20 protein-coding genes are annotated in these 20463 nt (G+C 57.3%); 10 read left to right on the top strand and 10 right to left on the bottom strand.

Annotated elements, in window-relative coordinates:
* The first annotated feature begins 522 nt into the window (after nt 1–522).
* The 3 genes from ACGY09_RS10650 (at nt 523) to ACGY09_RS10640 (ending at nt 2876) form a co-directional block, all read left to right on the top strand.
* Entirely contained in the window at nt 523–771 is a 249-nt protein-coding gene (locus ACGY09_RS10650) for a hypothetical protein (protein WP_397571531.1), read from the top strand.
* A gap of 187 nt (nt 772–958) precedes the next feature.
* Complete coding sequence (locus ACGY09_RS10645) at nt 959–2053, top strand: alanine racemase (protein WP_397571530.1); 1095 nt, start codon at nt 959–961, stop codon at nt 2051–2053.
* Between the two features lie 58 nt (nt 2054–2111).
* Nucleotides 2112–2876: an aldo/keto reductase gene (locus tag ACGY09_RS10640; RefSeq protein ID WP_397571529.1), complete on the top strand. Its 765-nt coding sequence runs from the start codon at nt 2112–2114 to the stop codon at nt 2874–2876.
* A gap of 88 nt (nt 2877–2964) precedes the next feature.
* Here ACGY09_RS10640 and ACGY09_RS10635 read toward each other — a convergent pair whose 3' ends face one another.
* From ACGY09_RS10635 to ACGY09_RS10610, 6 genes are all read right to left on the bottom strand, one after another.
* Nucleotides 2965–3105 carry a hypothetical protein gene (locus ACGY09_RS10635; protein WP_373650271.1) on the bottom strand — a complete coding sequence of 47 codons (141 nt, stop codon included), beginning with the start codon at nt 3103–3105 and terminating at the stop codon, nt 2965–2967.
* A gap of 47 nt (nt 3106–3152) precedes the next feature.
* Nucleotides 3153–4007 carry a hypothetical protein gene (locus ACGY09_RS10630; RefSeq protein ID WP_373650272.1) on the bottom strand — a complete coding sequence of 285 codons (855 nt, stop codon included), beginning with the start codon at nt 4005–4007 and terminating at the stop codon, nt 3153–3155.
* 72 nt (nt 4008–4079) lie between these two features.
* On the bottom strand, nt 4080–4763 hold the full coding sequence (locus tag ACGY09_RS10625; RefSeq protein WP_373650273.1) for a hypothetical protein: 684 nt from the start codon (nt 4761–4763) through the stop codon (nt 4080–4082).
* Between the two features lie 406 nt (nt 4764–5169).
* Nucleotides 5170–5889 (bottom strand): EscU/YscU/HrcU family type III secretion system export apparatus switch protein, encoded by a 720-nt coding sequence (locus ACGY09_RS10620; RefSeq protein ID WP_397571528.1) that lies wholly within the window; start codon nt 5887–5889, stop codon nt 5170–5172.
* 119 nt (nt 5890–6008) lie between these two features.
* The gene (locus ACGY09_RS10615) at nt 6009–6398 is read right to left on the bottom strand and encodes a Minf_1886 family protein (RefSeq protein WP_397571527.1); all 390 of its coding nucleotides are present in this window, start codon (nt 6396–6398) and stop codon (nt 6009–6011) included.
* A 206-nt stretch (nt 6399–6604) separates the two neighbouring features.
* A complete protein-coding gene (locus tag ACGY09_RS10610; RefSeq protein ID WP_373650276.1) occupies nt 6605–7576 on the bottom strand; it encodes a 3'-5' exoribonuclease YhaM family protein in 972 nt (323 codons plus the stop codon).
* A 186-nt stretch (nt 7577–7762) separates the two neighbouring features.
* Between ACGY09_RS10610 and ACGY09_RS10605 the strand changes: the two genes are divergently transcribed.
* The 4 genes from ACGY09_RS10605 to pta are packed head-to-tail and all read left to right on the top strand — an operon-like array spanning nt 7763 to nt 12972.
* Nucleotides 7763–8872: a HEAT repeat domain-containing protein gene (locus ACGY09_RS10605; protein ID WP_397571526.1), complete on the top strand. Its 1110-nt coding sequence runs from the start codon at nt 7763–7765 to the stop codon at nt 8870–8872.
* Nucleotides 8873–8887: 15 nt separating this feature from the next.
* Nucleotides 8888–9619, top strand: a complete 732-nt coding sequence (locus tag ACGY09_RS10600) for a plasmid pRiA4b ORF-3 family protein (protein WP_397571525.1) — start codon at nt 8888–8890, stop codon at nt 9617–9619.
* A gap of 29 nt (nt 9620–9648) precedes the next feature.
* Nucleotides 9649–10866: an acetate/propionate family kinase gene (locus ACGY09_RS10595; protein WP_397571524.1), complete on the top strand. Its 1218-nt coding sequence runs from the start codon at nt 9649–9651 to the stop codon at nt 10864–10866.
* 12 nt (nt 10867–10878) lie between these two features.
* Entirely contained in the window at nt 10879–12972 is a 2094-nt protein-coding gene (gene pta, locus ACGY09_RS10590; protein WP_397571523.1) for a phosphate acetyltransferase, read from the top strand.
* 18 nt (nt 12973–12990) lie between these two features.
* Here pta and ACGY09_RS10585 read toward each other — a convergent pair whose 3' ends face one another.
* Nucleotides 12991–13506 (bottom strand): hypothetical protein, encoded by a 516-nt coding sequence (locus ACGY09_RS10585; RefSeq protein ID WP_397571522.1) that lies wholly within the window; start codon nt 13504–13506, stop codon nt 12991–12993.
* 248 nt (nt 13507–13754) lie between these two features.
* Between ACGY09_RS10585 and ACGY09_RS10580 the strand changes: the two genes are divergently transcribed.
* Nucleotides 13755–14918 carry a M24 family metallopeptidase gene (locus ACGY09_RS10580; RefSeq protein WP_397571521.1) on the top strand — a complete coding sequence of 388 codons (1164 nt, stop codon included), beginning with the start codon at nt 13755–13757 and terminating at the stop codon, nt 14916–14918.
* Between the two features lie 91 nt (nt 14919–15009).
* Here the strand turns inward: ACGY09_RS10580 and ACGY09_RS10575 are convergent, their stop codons facing one another.
* Nucleotides 15010–15726, bottom strand: coding sequence for a YggS family pyridoxal phosphate-dependent enzyme (locus ACGY09_RS10575; RefSeq protein WP_397571520.1), 717 nt, complete (start codon nt 15724–15726; stop codon nt 15010–15012).
* 64 nt (nt 15727–15790) lie between these two features.
* Nucleotides 15791–16372 carry a class IV adenylate cyclase gene (gene cyaB, locus ACGY09_RS10570; protein WP_373650284.1) on the bottom strand — a complete coding sequence of 194 codons (582 nt, stop codon included), beginning with the start codon at nt 16370–16372 and terminating at the stop codon, nt 15791–15793.
* A gap of 213 nt (nt 16373–16585) precedes the next feature.
* Here cyaB and ACGY09_RS10565 point away from each other — a divergent pair, with 213 nt between their 5' ends.
* Complete coding sequence (locus tag ACGY09_RS10565) at nt 16586–17785, top strand: phosphoglycerate kinase (protein ID WP_397571519.1); 1200 nt, start codon at nt 16586–16588, stop codon at nt 17783–17785.
* Between the two features lie 249 nt (nt 17786–18034).
* A complete protein-coding gene (locus tag ACGY09_RS10560; RefSeq protein ID WP_397571518.1) occupies nt 18035–18541 on the top strand; it encodes a hypothetical protein in 507 nt (168 codons plus the stop codon).
* A gap of 1327 nt (nt 18542–19868) precedes the next feature.
* On the opposite strand, the gene ACGY09_RS10555 is transcribed toward ACGY09_RS10560, so the two are convergent.
* Nucleotides 19869–20282, bottom strand: coding sequence for a DUF983 domain-containing protein (locus ACGY09_RS10555; RefSeq protein WP_397571517.1), 414 nt, complete (start codon nt 20280–20282; stop codon nt 19869–19871).
* Nucleotides 20283–20463 lie beyond the last annotated feature (181 nt).

The raw sequence follows: 20463 nt of genomic DNA, 5'->3' as shown, positions 1-20463 counted from the left end.
AGGTCTTTCGACTTTCCTGATCGTATTGTCACAAGCCTTAAAAGACTTGTTAGACAAGGTCTTCATACGGCCAGCAACCACATCATACGAACAAAACTGATTCTCAAAATCTCTCCAACCATGTTTTCAAAGATCTGTTCCCACCGCAGTTGCGTCGCGTTTGTGTTGCGTTCGCGTCGTTGGCGGGAGGGGAATATTAGCGTCGTTTTTCTGAGTGTCAATCAACCGGGGGAAGTTTTTTTGAGAGTTTCCAAGTTTTTTCAAATCGCTCGCGGCGGTACACGAGAAACCCGTGAAAAATAGGGGTTTCTGCTTTCCTGCACCCACGGTGACATCGACGATAAGGCATGAAAATGGGTGGATGTTTTGATGGGTTCGGCGTGGGAGAGGCCGTTCCGACTGTTTTTGTGCCCGGGAGGGAATCCTGTGGAATAAACGCCGGTGAGGCGCGTCTATAGAGCAGAGGGGCACACCCGCTGCCGCGAGAGATAGAGAACCAACTCGAGTGAAAGAAGATTGAGAATGAAGAAGACTTCCGTTGCACTGATTCTGAGCCTGTTCGCAGTCGGCTGTGAAAACGCTTCCAAGCCTGCTCCCACCAGCGAACCTCCGACCATGCCGCCACACATGACGGCTCCTGCAGGTGCTCCAACGACTCCTCCCGCAACTCCCGAGAAGACGGAAGAAGCCGCTCCTGCTGATCCAACTGCTCCTGTCACCGAACAGCCCAAGGTAGAAGAACCCGCTCCCGCCGAGCCAAAGGCTGAGTAATGCCTGATGACCAGTGCGCTGGTCATTGGTCTGCCGATCTGATTGAATGAAAGTGGGGATGGAGTCAAACTCGATCCCCACTTTTCGTTTGTCTCGGCCAGGATTGGAAACATCGGGACTTGAGGCAGGCTGTTCGGGGCGGCCAGCAACGCCGCACTCTCATCGCTCATGACTTCCGAGAACCGCTGTGCCTTGTGATGGTGAATACAAAAGCGATGTCGAAACGCCGTCGCTTTGCCTGGATCTGAATCGATTCGAAGAAAATCTTGAGAAGCTTCAGGCTCTGCTCCCTTCCGCCGGGAAGAGCTGGAGGCCGCAGGTGGCGTATCACGGCACTTCCCAACTGGCTGCGGCGCAATTGCAGGCAGGTGCTGTCGGACTGACCTCCGGCAGTGTTGCAGAAGCGGAGTACTTTGCCTCCTGCGGCTTTCACGATCTGCTGGTCACGCAGTCCCCTGTCGGCTCGCAGCGAATTCGAAGAATTGCAGCGCTGTGTGGAACCACTCGTCTGCTGGTGACTTGCGACCACTATGTGCAGGCGCAATCACTTTCCGAAGAATGCGCGCGACAGGGGGTGACGTGTCGTGTGCTGGTGGAACTGAATCTCGGATCAGAACGGGCGGGGGTGCGGCCGGGGCGGGACGCGATTGAGCTGGGTAAAGGGATCGCTCGGCTTCCCAACTTGCAACTGTGCGGAATCACCGGCTGTGAGAGCTCATCCCCTGAAGAAAGCGATCTCTTGTTGCAGAGCGGTCAAGTGGGGGCCGCCCTGGGGGTGCTGGCTCACGCCCGTCACATGTTTGCCAAGAATGATCTGCGGTGTGACATCGTGAGTACCAGTGGGACAGGAGCCTTTCACCGGGTGCTCGCCAGTCCGGCTGTCACGGAAATCCAGGCTGGGAACCTCGTATTCGGGACAGAACGCATTTTTGACGGTGGCAAACCGGAACCACTGGAGCGGGCGCTGAGCCTGCTGGCGACCGTCGTGGGGCGTCCCTCTTTCGAGCGAGCGGTGCTCGACGTCGGGCGAACCGCCATGGGTGTCGGGAGCGGGCTTCCTGTTCTCCGCGGAGGAACCGATGCACGCGTCCTTTGCGTCAACTCTGATCACCTGGTTGTCTCTTTGGGGCCCGTCTCAGCAGAATGGAGAATCGGCGATCGAGTCGAGCTTGAAGTCGACTTTCCTCCGCTGACGACCCCGCTTCATCGTCAGATCCTCTGTTTTCGGGGAGAACGCCTGGAAGAGGTCTGGCCAGTTCATCGCCATGGAAACCTGATATGATGGCAGCATATAACACGACGCCCCACTGGGGTGAACTTTTCAGCGGGAAGGATGGACTGTGACGCGGACATTGGGTCGGACAGGTCTGAGCGTCCCGCCAATCGGGTTTGGTGCCTTCAAGATCGGTCGCAATCAGGGAGTGAAGTACCCGACGCCCTACGAGCTTCCTGACGAAAAGGAGGTCTCTCGCCTGTTGAACGCCGTCCTCGATCTGGGTTGCACGCTCATTGATACCGCCCCTGCCTATGGACTGAGTGAGGCGCGTATCGGTGACGCCATCGGGCATCGTCGCGGAGAGTTTATTCTGTCCACGAAAGTGGGCGAAACATTCGCCGACGGCGTAAGTACTTACGACTTTTCAGAGAGGGGCATTCGCACCAGTATCGAACGCAGTCTGCGCAAGCTGCGGACGGACTTTCTTGACGTCGTACTGATCCACTCGTCAGGGGATGATCTTCAGATCCTTCGTGAGACGCCCGCAGTGGAACTGCTGCAGCAGTTCAAGGACCGTGGAGTGGTCGGAGCCATCGGGATGTCCGGGAAGACCGTCGAAGGAGCCAGGCAGGCGCTCAACTGGGCGGACGTCCTGATGGTCGAATTCAACCTCAACGACACCACCCATGCGGAAGTTATTCAGGCGGCGTCTGATCGTGATGTGGCGATCTTTGTGAAGAAGGGCCTCGCCTCAGGCAAGCTCGCTGCCGAAGACTCAATCCGGTTTGTACTGGGACAATCGGGAGTCACCAGCCTGATCCTGGGGGGACTCAACCTGGATCATTTTCGAGAGAACTGGCGCGTAGGGCTGGAGTCGCGGCGCCCATGAATTCGGGGTGACAGCTGCGGCCGTCATGGCTCGCAAGCGTGATGACTTGCGAGTTCGGACCCTCTTCGGAATCGCTCACGGGACAAGTTCAGGGGGCGATTTTCCAGCCGTATCTGCCGAGTTCAATGACAAGCATGACCACGCCCATGATCAGTGCAGCCAGAGACACGAATAGAAGCGAAACGTAGATATCCGGAGCAGGAGCGTTGTCAGTGTTGCGTGGTGCCATGGAATTTGAACCTTCGTGATCCAGTGATGCTCGATGAATCTCGTTTGTTACAGCTTGGTGGTAACGGTGTCGCCTACGCTGATGGTCATGTTCTTCTGGCGGGAATTCGAGACGATATAACCGACAGCACGATCTGCCTGAACCAGCGTCAAGCGGATGACAGCGACGTACTTGTCACCACGGAAGACGGTCAGAGTGTGTCCGACGACCAGTCCATCATCCGATCCCACCGAGATCTGCACCAGTTCCCGTGAGCTTCGTTCGGCCTTGCGAACTTCGGTGACAACGCCTTCAACAGGTGGAGGTGGCGTTGTTTCGACGATCATCTGCTTGGGATCGGTCGTCAGCTCTTTGGAGGCGAGATACCCCTTCATGACCCGAGTGTCGTTCAGGAGCTGTTCGTATTTTTCGCTCACCTGCTGAAGCTGGATATCGAGAGCGAATCGCTTGTCTTCGGTCTCGTTTCGTTCTTTGACAAGCTCTTCGCGGGAAGCGAACAATTCGCTGTTCTTCGCTCGCTGCAGGTCGGCTTCTTTCTTTCGCTCGATCGCTTCAGCACTGGCCAGGGCGGCCAGGTCACGCTGCTGGTCGAGATCCTTCCGCAGTTGTTTGTTATCCGAATCCAGAGCCGTGACCTGAGCGGTCAGAGCGGTGTTCTGGCCGAGGAATTTCTGATTCTCGTCGGTCAGACGAGCGATCTTTTCTGCCGTGTCCGCACGTTCTTTATCGAACTCGGTCTGCATGTTGGCTGCTTTGGACTTCTGCTCGTTCAGTGCGGCAGTCGCCTTCTTTTCTGCGGCACGCCAGTTGGTCTGAGACGTAGACACCGCCACCGCGAATGCCATGAACATCACGCTCAGGACAAGATGCAGCACGACCAGAATTTTACCGACAGTTGTCATTGTTCTGCCTTACCGATTTAGTTACGCGAAGTACCAAGCTCGTGTTTCGCTCATCGTGGATTCGGTGGAATCTTACGATCCGTAGTCTGAAGTCTCTTCACCCAACTGCGCTTTGAGCAGATTCTGTCGGCGTTGCAGCCGCGCACGATTCTCTTCCAGTCCGGTCAGTTCGTCTTCCAGGGCTTTGAGTTGTTCCGTAGCCGAGAATTTGTCGTTTCTCAGGATCTCTAACTGGTTGGCCCGGCGGTAGCTTTCTTCCCGGCGATCCTGAGCCAGTCTCATCACGTCCTGCGTTTCCAGGGTCTTTTCCGAGAAGCGGTCGCCTACTTCTTTGAGGGCTGCAATCAGCTGCTGGATGTGGGCTTCATACGTCTTCAATCGCATCTGAACTCCCGCGTCGTCCTCAGGAATCGACTTCTTAACCAGTTCCAGAAACTCGGTGAGCGGCTGGACTTGAGGGGAAAGTTCCTGCAGTTTCTTGTTTGCGTCGTCAGCCAATCGCTTGCGGGCGTTCAGGACAACTTCCGCGATGATGGGTGTCTTCGGGGGGATTTCGCTGTCGCTTCTTCGGTGACGTACCGAGTACATCGTTTTTTCGCCCGCCTCGGCGTTGAAAACGAATTCTTTCTGCAGGTCCGCCGACCGCATTTCCCCTTTCCAGTCGGGGCCGCTGTAGGTCAATGCCAGCACGAAAGCCAGAAAGCCCAAGCTGGATGCGGTTACGAAAACCACCAGAATCTTGCCAATGGTATTCATGCGGGGCCTTCTGCCAAAATCGAAAGAACTCAGGCAATACGAACCGGGAAACTGCAAACTGCAATTCTCCCCAACTTTAACGGTTGGAGAATCTTACAGGTCTCGAAAAATCAAAGTCAACAAGAATGTCGGGGGTCGGAAGCTGCCTGGTCATTCACCTGATCCGCGCCGATTTACCCAACAAAAGATGATCCTTCTGTTGTTCGGCAATCGTAGAAACCGTCTTCAGATCGAATTCCCTGAAGGAATGAAGGGGAACAAAAGAGCCGTCACGCTTCCCGCCTGTAGCGATTAAGCCGGTTCACCTGAAGCGGGTTCCGTCTCAATCCGCTTCCAGAGGCAAGTCGCCGTCTTGTTGCTGGAGTCAGTCAGAGATGAGTCAGAGGTGTCAGAGATGAGGTGGATCTCAGGCGGCGGAACGGCGTTGCTTCATCCGCGGGTCAACCTCTTCCTCCTGTTGCTCACGCCGACGTTCTTCCGGTGTCATCATCAAGCGTTTCTCGCGGCGCCAGTAGCGGATTCCATAGTCCACCAAACCGACGAAAAGCAGAATCGTCGACAGTTGGATAAAGAGTTCTCCCAGCATCCGGACAGAATGCACCAGCATCGACGATGGCTCTCCTTGTCCGAGCGACAGGATCAACGGCATCTGGCGTCGCATGTAAAGCCACAAGGCGAACCCCAGTGCAACGGTACGGACGAGACTGATGATGAATTCTGTGGCTCGCTCTCCCTTTGTCAAACTTTGAAGTCGCCAGCGGGGAACCAACGCGGCGGGGCTCCACATCCACCCGGTCTGCATCCAGTTGGCCGCCAATCCCGCCCCCACGAGCGCGGCGAAGAAAGGGATCAGCAACATTAACGCAGTACGTCCCGCGTTGCTCGTGGCCAGTTCGAGTGAGGAACTCGCATTCACTTGAGGAACCGTGATCAGCGTCTTCTTAACGTAACCGGCAACGATCGCTGTCGCGGCGGGTGCGAAGGCCCACAGTAACAGGCTGGCAACAAGAAGTAAGGCAGACGCGGTCAGTTCCGGGCTGCGAGCGACATCGCCTTGCTGGCGGGCTTCGCGGCGACGTTTTTCCGTCGGCGGCAGCGAGCGGTCAGAATGGCCATCATCCATCATGGCTATCAAACCTGGTTAATACGCGATATCAGGGGGGGGGCTAGCAAGTGCCCTGCGGCATCGAACTTCCTGCGATGCCGTACAAGCCGGCGGGATATTCCCGTGCCGGCTCGTGGAGGTCAACAGCTTTTGAAGGCCTTGGAAACGTCGATCGTGTAACCGGTCATAAAAGCCTCTTCGAATGTGAATGCATCGACGAAGTCACTGAACCGGTCATTCTCGGTCTTTTTCATCTCGCCCAGTTCGATCAACTCGAACACCATCCGTCCGACATCGGCGGTGCAGTTGAGCCCCCATGAGCGAAGGACAACAGGAGCCATCATGCCGTAACGGCGTTGGCCCAGAATCTTGACTCCCTCGAGCAGTTCGCGAGGCAGAATGTGTCCGCCGGTTTCGCTCTGCTGGTCTCGACCGTACGCTTCTTGAGCGACAGCAAGTGCATCATTGATGAACAGGTAGGCCTGTGGATGAAACAGGAGCTGTGAGCGAGGCAACTTAGTGAGGGGCATCGTTTATTCGTCGAATCGTCTTGAGGAACCCAACGGTCAATCCATCGCGATCTAATCGGCTCGTCCTGGATGAATCCCGACTATACAACAGTTACTTGTTCTCGTAAAAGCCTTCACGCAAACCGACACTTCGCAAACCGAAGGTTTGGGAAATTGATTCTTGCAAGTGGAATCAATTGAATGACTTGCGGGTTCTGAACTCTTGTTCAAATTCGCTTGATTCCCTTGAAAATCTTACGATCCAGTCGCGGAATGAACAGTGTCCAATGCGAGCTGCCGTTCGGATCGTCTTGAATCGCTCTGGTAAACTCGTGCAATTTGGCATCCAGATTATCAATGACATGCAGCAGGATCGCCTCTGGTGTCATCGGCAACCGCGGGCTTCCAAATTCATACGAACCATGGTGACTCAGAATCATATGCTTCAATCGCCATTCCAGTTCCTGCGGGAATGGTTCGTTGGTCAGCTCAACCACCTTAAGGATCTTTGCGGTCAACATCTCGACACCGATCATGAGGTGCCCCAGCAGCTGACCTTCATCCGTGTAGCTGAAACCGGCAGCGCACGAAAGCTCACGCGTTTTGCCAATGTCGTGCAGGAAGACCCCCGCCTGTAACAGTTCCAGATCAATGTCTGGATAAACTTCGCACATCTTCTCGGCTGATTTCAGCAGCGTGACCACGTGTTCCACCAGTCCACCGGCGTACGCGTGATGGGCCTTCACACCGGCGGGTGTCTCGGCCAGTGCCTGCATAATCGTTTCATCGACCAGGAAAAATTCCATCAATGTTCGCAGATGGAAGTTTTCGAAGCCTAAGAGCGTCGTCCGCAACTGTTCCAGCAGCTGTTCGACCTTCACAGAGGACATTTTTTCAAAGTCCACCGGATCGACAAGGCTCGCAGAAACGGGATCGCAGTGAGTCAGAATGAGTTGCAGGATCCCCTGGAAGAGCTGGACTTTTCCCCGCACGCGAACGTAGGCACCAGTTTGAATTTCGGAACAGGAATCTTCCGAGACGTTCCACATCCGGCCATTGATCATCCCCGATTTGTCACGGAGATCGACGGACAAGTACAGTGCTGCGTTACGGTTAGCTCGAAGTTGCTTGTCGGACACAAGATAGACTTCGTCCACGATTTCGCCGTCATTAAGATCAGTTACAAACCGGCGAGACATAACGGAAGGTCCATTCTGGGCGGGGGCGACAATCGAGCGGGATTCGAATTCTAGGCCCGTCTGTCAGACCTCACAAGTAACCGACCTGACAGCCTGACACTTTCGCGTGCTTCAAATTATAATGCGGCTGACCTTTCAGTCTTCCCGCCGCAACCGAGGCGGCCGCCGCTCACCATCGGAAATGTTATGACGGACACTGACCTGGATTCCGCTGCTTTGCCGAGTCGTTCGTTTGAGAGCAGGCCGCCGCTGGCCGACGACTTGCCTCCGGTAAAGCCCCCGTCGGCAGGTTTCATTGTCCAACTGTTCATTTTCCCCGCTTTGATTGTCCTGGGCGTGGTTGCCATCTGGTGGATGTTTGGTCTGATTGCCGTCGGTGAGCAGGACTGGAGAAAGCTGGTTCAGGAGCTTCAAAGTCAAAATCTGCATGTTCGCAACCGTGCCATGTTCGGGCTGGCTCAAGTGCTGGAGCAGGATTCGCGTCGCGGCGAGCAGGGGCAGCAACTGAGAGGCAACCGCGAAATCGCTCAGGCACTGGCCGACCAGCTTGTGCTGGAACTTCGCAAGAATTCGACGGCGAAAGAAGCCGTTGCCATTCAGGAGTACCTGACGCGGGCGTTAGGGATGATGGACTCGGTCGACGCGGTGGCACCCGCACTGCTGGTCGCTCTGGAACCGCACAGGGAAGAAGATATACGCAAAAGTGCATTGGTTTCGCTCGCTTACATTGCCGGCCGTGCGGACGAAGTCGGTAAACCTTTAGGCGACAGCCAGATCGTCCAGACTCTGATTGGGACTTCCGGTGAATCGACTCCGATCATTCGCCAGACCTCGACGTTCACGCTGGGGCTGTTCAATTCCCCCGCAGTGACGCAGCAACTGGAGGTGCTGGTTGAAAATCCTGATCGGTTTACGGCGGTGAATGCCGCAATTGGCCTCGCCCGTCGTGGTTCAACAAAAGGCTTCAAAGTCTTCCGTGACGCTCTGGCGGAACCACTCGCACAGAGGGATGTGAAACAGCCTGCCGAACAGTCGAATACACTCCCATCCCCCTCTGGCGAGTCCTCTTCCTCGGCTTCTTCCACGTTGAACACAGATCCGTTTGGGGACCAGTTCCGGGTTCAAAAGAATGTCCTGAAGGCGGTGACCGATCTCGCGACCCGATTCGATAACGAACAGCGTGAAACGCTGATGCCCCTGGTTCAGCAATTGGCCTCGCAGCATCCCGAGATCCGGATTCGAGTCGACGCCGAGGGAGCGCTGAATTCCCTGAAAGCGGCTGCTTCCAGGAACTAATCGACGGAGCGCTTCATGGCTGGTAACAAAAAGTCCGGTCCTCACTCCAGGGAGGATGCCATCGCGGTCGTTGCTGCCATGAAGTTCTGGTCGCGGCTGAGCGAGGCGCAGGCCGCCGTCGAGATCCCCTTCATTCGGCAGGCCAAAACTCCCGCACCTTCCGTGCAACTGTTGATGAATCTTCCTCCGGCCCGGCATGACGATTCGCAGGTCTACTCGCTCAAGATCTCACTGAAGGGGGCCCGGCCCGAGATCTGGAGACGCGTCCAAACCCGTTCGATCTCTCTCGAATCCCTGCACAAGATCATTCAGGTCGTCATGGGATGGCAAGATGCTCATCTGCACGGTTTCGAAGTGCAGTCCACGCGAATCCCCCTGAAAGAGGAGGGGGCCGGCATCGACGAAGCGGGGGTCGAAATCTCGCAGTTCTACTCGGCGGGCTACAACGCATTTCAGTATACCTATGATTTTGAGGACAACTGGATTCACGACATCGTGATCGAAGGCTGCAGTCAGGCGTCCGGTGAAGTCACGTTGCCTTCCTGCATCTCCGGAGAAGGGGCCAGTCCCCATGAAGATACCGGCGGAATTCATGTCTGGCTCAGTCTGCAGGCCGCGCTCAAGGGAGCTTCCAAAATACGGTCTGAGGCGAAGGCATTACTCAAAGCTCGCCTGGGGCATACGAACATCTCCCGAGAGTTGAAAATCGAAGACATCAATCACCGGTTGCGAACGGAATTTCATTAGTTTTCTTAACGGCTTAATCGGGCAAACGCATGAAAGCGGACTGCGGACACGAAGCACTGATCATCAATTGCGGCAGCTCTTCGTTGAAGCTCGCATGGCTTGATGCAGCCACCGGCGTATTGAGGGCCAAGGGGCTTGTCGAGCGGATTGGTGAAATCGGGACGAAAGTCCGATTCACTCTGCAGGATGTCACGATCGAAAAGGAGATACCGGGTCTGGACCACGGAGCCGCGCTGCGGGACCTGGTGGGGCTGTGCTGGACTGGCGGAGTCCATCCGTCGTCGGTGGTAGCGATCGGTCATCGCATTGTTCACGGCGGCGAATTCTTCAGCCACCCGTGCCTGATTGACGACGAAGTCATCGCCCGGATCAGGGCCTGTGCCGAACTTGCGCCCCTGCACAATCCCGCCCATCTGGAAGGCATCAAAACCGCAAGGGATCTGTTCCCTGATCTGCCGCATGTCGCGGTCTTCGACACGGCCTTTCACCAGACGATGCCCGCAAAGGCTTTTCATTACGCGATCCCTTATCAGTGGTACGAAGAATTCAAAGCCCGCAAATATGGCTTCCACGGAACCAGTCATCAGTTTGTCTCCCGGGAAGCGGCTGTGCGTCTGGGACGCCCCGCCAATGACTGTCAGGTGGTCACAGCACACCTGGGGAACGGGTGCAGTGTATGTGCGGTGAAGAACGGGAAAAGCGTCGATACCAGCATGGGACTGACTCCTTCTGAAGGGCTCGTGATGGGGACACGCAGCGGTGATATTGATCCCAATTTGACGGAATACATTGCGGGAAAATCGGGGCTGTCGATCCGTGAAGTGAACGACATGATCAACCGAAAAAGTGGACTGCTGGGGATCTCGGGATTGAGCAACGACATGCGGACCCTGACCGACGCAGCCATTGCCGGGCAGCCTCGGGCGGCGCTGGCGATCGAGGTCTTCTGTTACCGGCTCGCTCGTCAGGTCCTGGCCATGTGTGCGGCCCTCACGCGAATGGATGCTCTGGTCTTTACTGGCGGAATCGGCGAGCACTCGGCCGTGGTCCGCGAAAAGACGCTTTCCGCTCTCACAATTCTGCGGCCCGAACTGGACCCTGAACGCAATCAGGCAAACGGCATTCATTCTCAGGGGCGAATCACGTGCGACAATTCGAACGGTCTGGTCGCACTGGTCATCCCCACCAATGAAGAATGGATGATCGGTCAATTTGCGGTGGAACTGTGTCAGAAGCACGATCAGTAAAGGCTGTCGCTCATGATGAAGAAGACGATCTTCCTCGTTCCGGTCCATGCGGACTGCGGACTCACGACTGTTGCCCTGGGGATGGTTCGTGCCTTTGATCAGCTTGGCGTGCGGGTCGCGTTCTACAAACCGCTCGATCACCAGCGTGAGCGTGAACATGGTCCCGAAAGATCGACGCACTTCGTTCGCACCATCACGCAGCTTCAGCCCTCCCCCTCGATTCCACTCGACCGGGCCGAACGCCTGGTCAGTGCTCAGGAACTCGACCGACTGCGGACGGAAATCATCACGGCCTTCCATCAGTCCACTCCTGACGCCGAGGTCGTGATCGTCGAAGGACTGGTCTCGACCCGCCAGTCGTCGATTGACTGGAACGAAGAACTGGTCGGGATCCTCAGCGCCGACGTGGTCCTTGTTGCGGCCGAAGGGGACCGGTCGAGCGACCGGCTGCGCCATGATCTCGAGACCGCTGCCAGCCCCTACGGCGGCATGCAGAGCGAACGGGTCATGGGATGCATTCTGAACCGTGTCCGACTGCAAAGCGGAGAGACGGGCGAGGCGGCCCGGTCCCGCTATGCCAAGGCCGTTGTTTCCCGGCCGCACGCCGATTTTTCTGTGATCGGGTGCATTCCCTATCACGCGGAACTGACTCACTGTCGGCCTCGCGATATCGCCGCTCATCTGAAGGCTGAGGTGGTCTTCGCGGGGGAAATCGATGATCGTCGAGTCAAACAAATTTCGCTGCTGGCCAGGCGAGTACCGCACCTTTTCTATACCTTCCGTCCGGGTGCCATCCTGGTCACGCCAGCCGATCGTGACGATGTGATCATCGCGATCGCCATGGCGGCTCTGAACGGAATTCCGATCGCCGGGCTGGTCCTGACCGGTGAACTTCCGATCGAAGAATCGGTGAAAGCGTTTTGCATGCCCGGTTTCCAGACGGGGCTTCCCGTCTTCTGGGTTCCCAAAAGCAGCTATGAAACGGCGACGGCGCTCTACGGGATGAGTCAGGAAATTCCCGCCGACGACACGCAGCGAATCCGCTCGGCGATGGAGTTCGCCGCGAGTCATCTCGATGAACGGTGGCTGACCGCACACCGCAGCAGCGATGCCGAACCCCGCATGTCCCCTGCGGCATTCTGTTATCAACTGACGGAACGGGCGAAGCTGGCGAACCGTCGGATTCTGCTCCCCGAAGGGGACGAACCGAGGACAATCAAAGCGGCCGTCATCTGTCAGGAACGTCGGATCGCTCGCTGTGTCCTGATGGGAAAGCCCGACGAAATCCGCCGCGTTGCTCACGGATTGGGACTGGAGCTTCCCGCCGATCTGGAGATCATCGATGTCGATTCGATCCGTGAGCACTATGTTGCTCCACTCGTGGAAATGCGAAAGAGTAAAGGGCTGTCTGAGCAGGCTGCGGCCGATCAACTGACTGATAACGTCGTCCTGGGAACCGTCATGCTGGCACAGGGCGAAGCGGACGGACTGGTGTCCGGAGCCGTCCATTCCACCGCCAATACGATCCGTCCAGCCCTGCAGCTCATTAAAACGAAGCCCGGTGTCAGCCTGGTGTCGTCTGTCTTCTTTATGTGCCTCCCCGATCAGGTCGTGGTGTATGGGGACTGTGCCGTGGTGACGGACCCCGATGCTCAGGGATTAGCCGAAATCGCCATTCAAAGTGCAGACTCGGCGAAGCAGTTTGGCATTACCCCTCGAGTCGCTTTGATCAGCTACTCGACAGGAACCTCCGGGAGCGGTGTCGATGTCGATAAAGTTCGGGAAGCAGTCCGCATCGCCCGAGAACTGCGGCCCGATCTCCTGATTGATGGACCTCTTCAATATGACGCCGCCTCGACACTCGACGTCGCCCAGACAAAAGCGCCGGACAGTGCCGTGGCGGGGAAAGCCACTGTGTTTGTCTTCCCTGACTTGAACACCGGTAACACGACTTATAAAGCCGTACAGCGTAGCGCCAATGTCGTTAGTATTGGTCCCATGCTGCAGGGGCTGAAGCGGCCGGTCAATGACCTTTCGCGAGGAGCACTGATCGACGATATCGTCTACACCATCGCCTTAACGGCTGTGCAAGCCACCCAAAGTTGAGCTCATCGTTCGCTGACATCATCGTTTTCGACGGACGATCGCCGGCGCCAGAAACTGCGGCGACTGAAGGACGTCATTTAGACTGGTTTCAATCTCTGGCAGCAGTTCATCTCCCGTCTCAGGGAGACGGCGGGTGATCACGCCTCCCTGGATGTCGCTCAGCACCTGCCTCAAGTCCGCGTGAACCCGTTCGCGAAACTGATCGACATCGCTGCTGGAAAGGTCGCGGCGGATGAGCGATGTCGTGGGTGAGGAACCCGGTTCATCACTCAAGTGTTCCCGGTGACGCTTCAGTTGAGCGAGTGTTTTTCCTTCTGTCCGGTAGAGCAGTCCATCGACATAGGCTCGCCGTAGCCGCTTCTGTGCATCGAATCGGTACATCAGATCGTGCCCACGATAAACGAACAGCCAGTCGAGAGCATTGAATCCCACCACGGCCAGTAATTGACCGTCCGGAGAACAGCATTCGATTCGCCGACTCAGCGACACCATCTCGGCCATCAAGTCTTCACGGTCTGATTCATTTTGAGCCATCTGTGCTATCTGCCTTCTTCGGTATCCCGTGCATCTGCATGAGTTTGCGTGATGCTCGGGTTATTCCGCTACTCGTTTCTTGTGACACTATGTCTTTTCGTGTTCTGAGCGCGGCGGTGAGTCAGTTCTCATTGGTATGATACCTGCTCAATTCTGGCGGTTGTCCTGATCGATCCTGAAAACTCCATTCACCGTACCCGTGTGCCGGTCGGCCGAATCCTGTCAAAAACAGAATGTGAGATTTTCCTATGAGTCCTTCCTCGGTTGACCTGTCCGATCCGCTGTCGTCCGCTGAGTTTGCGGTGATCGACGAAGATCGCCGGGTAGAGATCGATCGGCGTCACGCACTCGTTCGGGACTTGCTGGAACGGGAAGGCTATGCGGCCCTGCTGATTCAGCAACCGGGCAACTTTGCCTGGATCACCGGAGGGCAGCTCAATCAGCGCGGAGGACTGACCGGACAGACGGGCGCCGTCTTCGTCACTCCTGACGCTCGCCTGATCGCCTGCAGCAACGCCAACACGGCCCAGTTCTTTGAGGCCGAAGTCTCGGGGCTCGGCTTCCAGCTCAAGGAACGGCCCTGGTTTGAGCCCCGCGGAGTAATGGTCTCGGACCTTTGTCGTGGTCGACGCGTGGCCAGCGATACGGGGGTGAATGGGACCGATGATGTCAGCTTGCTCCTGCTGGGAATGAGGTTGCCCCTCTCTGACTATGAAGTCAGTTCCATGCGAGAGGCGGGGAAGATTATCGCTCATGCGGTCGAGGCGACCGCCCGGGGGATGACGAGAGGTCGTACGGAAGCAGAAATCGCCGGTGAAGTGGCACACCGACTGATCAAACGAGGCGTCGACCCGCAGCGAATCCAGGTTGTGGCCGACGGACGTGGACGCCGTTTCCGCTATTGGAATCACGATCAATCTCCTGTTCATCGCTACTGTACCATCTCCGTGGTCGGACGGTATCGAGGCTTGTTCGTTGGCGCGGCCCGCACGGTTTCATTGGGAGAGCCCCCTCGCGATCTGCTGGAGGCCTTCGAGCGTGCTGCTCTCGTCGCGGCGACGGGCATGTTCTTTTCACAACCGGAATGGGAACTGTTCGAAGTCTGGAGCCGTGTCCGCCGGATCTACGAAAAATCGGGAGCTGCCTCCGAGTGGCAACAGGCGGATCAGGCAGACATCGTCGAGTACGAATTTGGTTCGGTTCCGCTGATGCCCAGCAGCGAGTTTCGCCTCACCCCCGGTGTCCCCATTTTCTGGCATCCCTCGGTCGGTCCCGCCCTGCTGGGAGAAACCGTCGTTGTCACCAAAGAGGGAACCGAGGTTCTCACCCCCGCCACCGACTGGCCCACATTCCCGATCAGTGTCAAAGGGGTGAACGTCAAAATCCCGGCCATTCTCGTCGTGAATAACTAATCCTGGCGCGTGGCTGACGCGGCCTGTTTCCTGTCTCACGCTTTCTCCCGTCTCGTCAGGGGGCGCCAGACTCCCTTGAGCGAAGTCAGGTTTACGGCTGCGGGACTTCCAGTCCTTCGAAAAAACTGCTGCCAATCCGGACGATGGTGGCTCCTTCCTCGATCCCGACCTCGAAGTCGCCACTCATTCCCATCGAGAGTTGATCGAGCGACCAGCGGCCGTTGCAGTCCGCTTTCAGTCGGTCTCTCAATTCCCGGAGCTGCCGGAAATACGGCCGGGACGCTTCGGCGTCGTCGCTGAGCGGTGCCATCGCCATCAGTCCTGCAATCTCGACCGAGTCGGTTGTTTGCAGAGCCGGCCAGGCGGCGATCAACTCCTCCGCCGTGAATCCGTCTTTGCTCTCTTCATTGGCGATATTGACTTCCAGCAGGATGCGAGGCCGTCGTCCCAGCTTTTCGGCCTGACGAGCGATCTGCTCAAACAAACGAGTGGAATCGACCGAATGAATCAGGTCGGTCAGGGGCAGGATGTCTTCCACCTTGTTTCGCTGCAGGTGGCCAATCAGGTGCCAGCGAACGGCCGAGTCCAGCACTTCCGCCCGCTTGGCGAGTTGCTGCGGTCGAGCCTCACCCAGCTCCCGCACCCCCAGCAAGATCAGTTCCTCAACCCAGCTCAGCTCGGCATACTTCGTCACCGCCACCACCGTGATGTCGTGAGGTTGCCGGTGGGAGCGTGCGCACGCCGCCGCCACACGTTGTTGAATCGCCGCAAGATTTTCTCGCAATCGGTTTTTGCTTTCGTCACTCATCGCAGCCTCGTTTCTCCACAGCCTCGATTCACTCGGTTCGGGTACCAGAACAGGGGGGGGGGGCTCAATCTGCCTGCCGCGTGGCGTCGTCCCGGTCGATCAGCAGATTGAGGTACGACCGGGATTCGGCGACCTCAAGACCGAGTGAGCGGGCCAGTTGCCAGATGGCGGACTCCGCCTGCGTCCGTTCCCCCTCCTCGGCCAGGAGTTCAATTTCCAGGAACGATTGTCCCAGCTCGGGGACTTCATCCAGCGCCAGTTCAAAGTTCTGTCCAGACTGAACCAGTCGCAGTATCCGCCGCAACTTGCGCACTTCCCGGACGAAGCGAAAGCCGAGCAGGTCCAGCATCTGACGTAGCTGATCAGTGGCTTGAGAGCCCTCGTCGAATCCGACTTCAATTTCATGGCGCGTTTTCGCCGTGGTGCCGATCACCGCACCTTTATAGGTGACGCAATTCGTGTTTCCGACAGATCGAATCCGCAGCGCCTCGTCCGTCTGGCGAAAATCGCGGGACGGATGGTTGAAGTAACGATCGACGTGAGTCACCACGTCGTCGGCCGTTGCCCCCCGGTTCCGCAACAGCGATTCAATCGATGCGGGATCTTCGATGCGAAACTTCAATTCAACTTCATAGGTCTTGGTCATAGTCACTCCCGGTCGCAGTCTAATCGAGAAATCGTGTTCGGAAAGGGTGCCAGTCGGGTTCGAAATCGGAAGTGACCAGGGACCGACACCGTCGCAGCGCTTGGTTTCGCCCGTCTGGCTATCTAAAATGACGCGGTTCAACATAGATGATTCCCCCGTTTTGTGGAGGGGGCTCAATTCGCTAGGGTCTCCCAGGAAAAAGTACTCTCGATCATGGCCAAAAAGACCATTGCCGATGTCGACGTTGCAGGTAAATCCGTTCTCATGCGGTGTGACTTCAACGTACCACTCGACGATCAGCTTCACATCACCGACGACCGCCGAATCACCGAAGCCCTGCCGTCGATCAAGTCTGTTCTTGATCGCGGTGGCCGCGTGATTCTGATGAGTCATCTGGGGCGCCCCGAAGGGAAAGACCCCGCCGAAGACGCCAAGTTCAGCCTGAAGCCCGTCGCGGCCCGCCTGAAGGAAGTTCTGGGCTGCCCGGTTCATTTTGCTGCCGATACCGTCGGTGAAGAAGCCCAGGCCAAGTCGAAAGAACTCAAGAACGGCGAAGTCCTGCTGCTGGAAAACGTCCGCTTCAATAAAGGCGAAAAGAAGGGGGATGCAGAATACGCCGCCGTCCTCGCCGCCATGGGCGATATCTACTGCAACGACGCCTTCGGAACCTGTCACCGGACCGAAGGTTCGATGGTCGCCGTTCCGAACGCCATGACCGGCAAGCCCAAGGTTTGTGGCTTCCTCGTCGAAAAAGAAATCGCGTTCCTGTCGGACGCCATCGCCAATCCCGTTCGTCCGTTCGTCGCCATCCTCGGGGGGGCCAAGGTCTCTGACAAGATCATGGTCATCAAGAACCTGTTGACGATCTGCGACAAAGTTCTGATCGGTGGAGCGATGGCTCACACGTTCACCCTCGCGCGAGGCGGGTCCGTCGGACGCAGCCGCGTTGAAAGGGACAAGCTCGACCTCGCCAATGAACTGGTGGCCGAAGGGGGCGACAAACTTGTCCTGCCGCTCGACACCGCCTGCGGCGACGATTTCAAGAGCACCTGTAACAAGCAGGTGGTCCCCGTGGGCCAGATTCCTGATGAAGGGGGCTGGGAAGGGTTCGACATCGGACCGGCTACCATCGCCAAGTACTCGGAAATCATCAAAACCGCCAAGACGGTCATCTGGAACGGCCCGATGGGTGTGTTCGAAATGCCACCGTTTGACGCCGGAACCCGCGCCATTGCCGAGGCGATCGTCGCCAGCGACGCCACCAGCATCATCGGAGGTGGCGACAGTGCCGCCGCCGTTCAGCAGTTCGGTCTGGCCGACAAGGTGACCCACGTCAGCACCGGCGGGGGAGCCAGTCTCGAAATGCTCGAAGGGAAGAAGTTTGCCGCGGTCGAGTTGCTGGATAATAAGTAACCTTCGCGATTGAGCTTATGTCACTGCGGGGTTAACCCACAATGACCTCGCAGTGAAAGCGCCCTCGTTAGAACGGAGACATCAGCCTACAATAGGGTCTGGTGTCTCCGTTTCTGTTGTGAGAGATGACTGGTTGCCGAGAGTGACCAGCGGAGCACCGTGGCGGTCGATTTCATTGAAACGTCCTGTGAAAAGCTCCGTGGGTGCCGATTGGGCCTTCCGGGGAAAATCCGATGAGGGGGAGGTCGAATGTCTCTCAGTCTCGATCTGGCAGCAGCGCTGAATCCGTTAGTCGGCCAAACATTCGTTCCGCCGAAAACGGTCTCCGTTTCTGACGCCAGCGGACTGACCATCGCCGTCGACCTGATCTCGGTCGAATCGCTCGGTGTCGCGTGTGAGGAATTGAGTCTTACGGTTCCTGCTTTGGGCGCGGCCACGCTGGACACCCTGAAAAAATGGGCCAGCGACCTGTGCCGTCGCGTCACGTATCTGCTGGAAAACATCGGCCCGCTCGAATTCGACGCCCAGGGCCAGCAGGTCATGATCCGCTCAACCCCCCCCGACACGACGACAACCAGCGGCACCCGCTACTACGAAGTGATTCTGTCGCTACAGGGAGGGGGCCAGTTCTCCCTTCGCCGCTACCACAACGACGGCACAGGCAACGGCAGAACCCCCGTCCCTCTCCAGGTCACCCACGAACAGCTCGCCAAGCTGGTCAACGACCTGCTCGCCACGATCCCTACCAATCCCTGATCGGCAACCACCGGGACCGTCCATTCCTGACTCGCCCCGACGTCCCCGCACACACCGACCTGACCGCCCCATTGAAAAAACCGCTCCAATGCCACGAGTCGTGAGTCCCCGTCTGCCCAACGGGTAGCACCGGTTGACCGGTCTTCCGGGCTACCGGTGTGCGCAGCACAAGAGGTCCCCATCACGCATTGACGCAGAAAGACGTTTCGATCACGGGTGAGTCCACCTAAGGAGACCTCGTGCGGCTGTCGCCGCCCCGGTAGCCGCGAAGCCGCGTCAACCGGGGCTACCCTCCCGAGAGTCTTCCCCGTGGGCTGTTCCCCGTGCACCATACTCAGTGGACGAAGACCGCTGGACGAGCGCGATCCAGCACCGACATCCACATTCCCCGCCTCAGATCCGATCCCGAAAAAAATCACTTGAGCAAGTTGAACAAGTTGAGCAACTTCAAACCAAACCCCTATTTTTCAGGCCCCAATCGAACTTGCTCAAACCTTCAGTAAGTCGCTCAAAATGAACAACTTCTAAATCTGATGAGCAAGTTCCAAATTCATCCTGCGATTGCGAAGGCTGCTGAGCCAAATGCGAGATTGACACGATCGTGGACGCCTGACGGCCCCAATCCCTGATTTCCAGGGTTTTCCATAAGATGGGCATCCTACCGGACCCTGAGGAACTTGAGTACGAATCCATCGCGGTCGTCATTCCTTCTTCCCGAGTGCACCACATTCCATCCCCTGAGTTATCCAACTCTGGCGACACTAATCTTATCAAAATCCGACCTCGACAAACCCTCCCTCGAGCCGTCGTTTCCAATTGATTGGAAGGTAAGAATCGCCGTGACTTTCCTAGAGTTCGATTCCATACTGCAGCACAGAATACGTAGTGAGCTCCGGGACACAGCTTTGTTGCTTGGAACGTGGGTGCTGATTCATGCCGCTGCATGCCAGGTTAAATATGGGGCTTGTGGTCCTTTGACCAGACGTTAGGCCGTAACAAATCTCGTTTTGCTTAGTGCGACGCAGACACTCAGTGGCCCCGAAACGCGGCCGACGGGGACGTCGGCGATCCCGGGAACGCCGACGTCCCCGTCGGCAAGCAGGAATGTGAGGCTTCCAGGTCTCCTCGAAAATCGAAGGGTCATGAGATGACCAGAAATGAGGAAGTCGAAAATCAGATCAAAGCCGACCAGAACGTCGGTCGCGCGGAAACTGCAAATGGGCGAATGAGGAATTCAGAAATAGCCGACGGGGACGTCGGCGATCCGGGTGCGGGCGCAAGAGAGAGCTGATCACTTTGGACGACGATTCAGAGTGAGCTTCAAGGATCAGCGGTCCTCAGGTTCCCGCGATTCGGGGGCTGGGGCGGGTTCTGGTTTGAGGCCGAAGCCGACGGGGTCCATGTAGCAGTCGGCGGCGAGCCACCAGGCGCGGGCGTAGCGGAAGAGGATCAGGGGCATGATCAGGCAGTAGATCAGCAGGGGGACGGTCAGGGCCTTGTTGGAGATGTGGGCTCCGTAGTGCAGGGCCATGTAGGCGGATGTCATGGTGATCACCATGAACCCGTAGTTCAGGTACGTTGAGCCCAGGAAGTAGCCGGGGGCACGCTCGTACTTCAGCGAACAGTGCGGGCAGTGCGAATGCATCACCAGCAGTGACTTGAACAGGGGGCCGACGCCGCAGCGGGGGCAGCGCAGCCTTAGGGCTCGACTCATCAGTGACCCGGAATTGCTATCTGCCATGGAAATTCTCCTTCGCTGAACGGGTTGTTCGCCGCATCGCTGCGACGTGATTTTCGGTTTGTCTGGTTGCCGGGTGCTGGTGGGTTGGCGGTTCGTGCGGGTTTGACGGGTCGTTCGTCTGACCTGATTCGGATTGCTGTGCCCGGGTCTCGTCCTCCGCCACTCTAGGCTATCCCGAGCC

Origin of the sequence: Schlesneria sphaerica, assembly GCF_044336245.1 — a bacterium.
In the GTDB taxonomy this organism is placed as follows: domain Bacteria; phylum Planctomycetota; class Planctomycetia; order Planctomycetales; family Planctomycetaceae; genus Schlesneria; species Schlesneria sphaerica.
The sequence above is the reverse complement of the archived record's forward strand: the minus strand, read 5'-3'. Positions and strand labels throughout refer to the sequence as shown.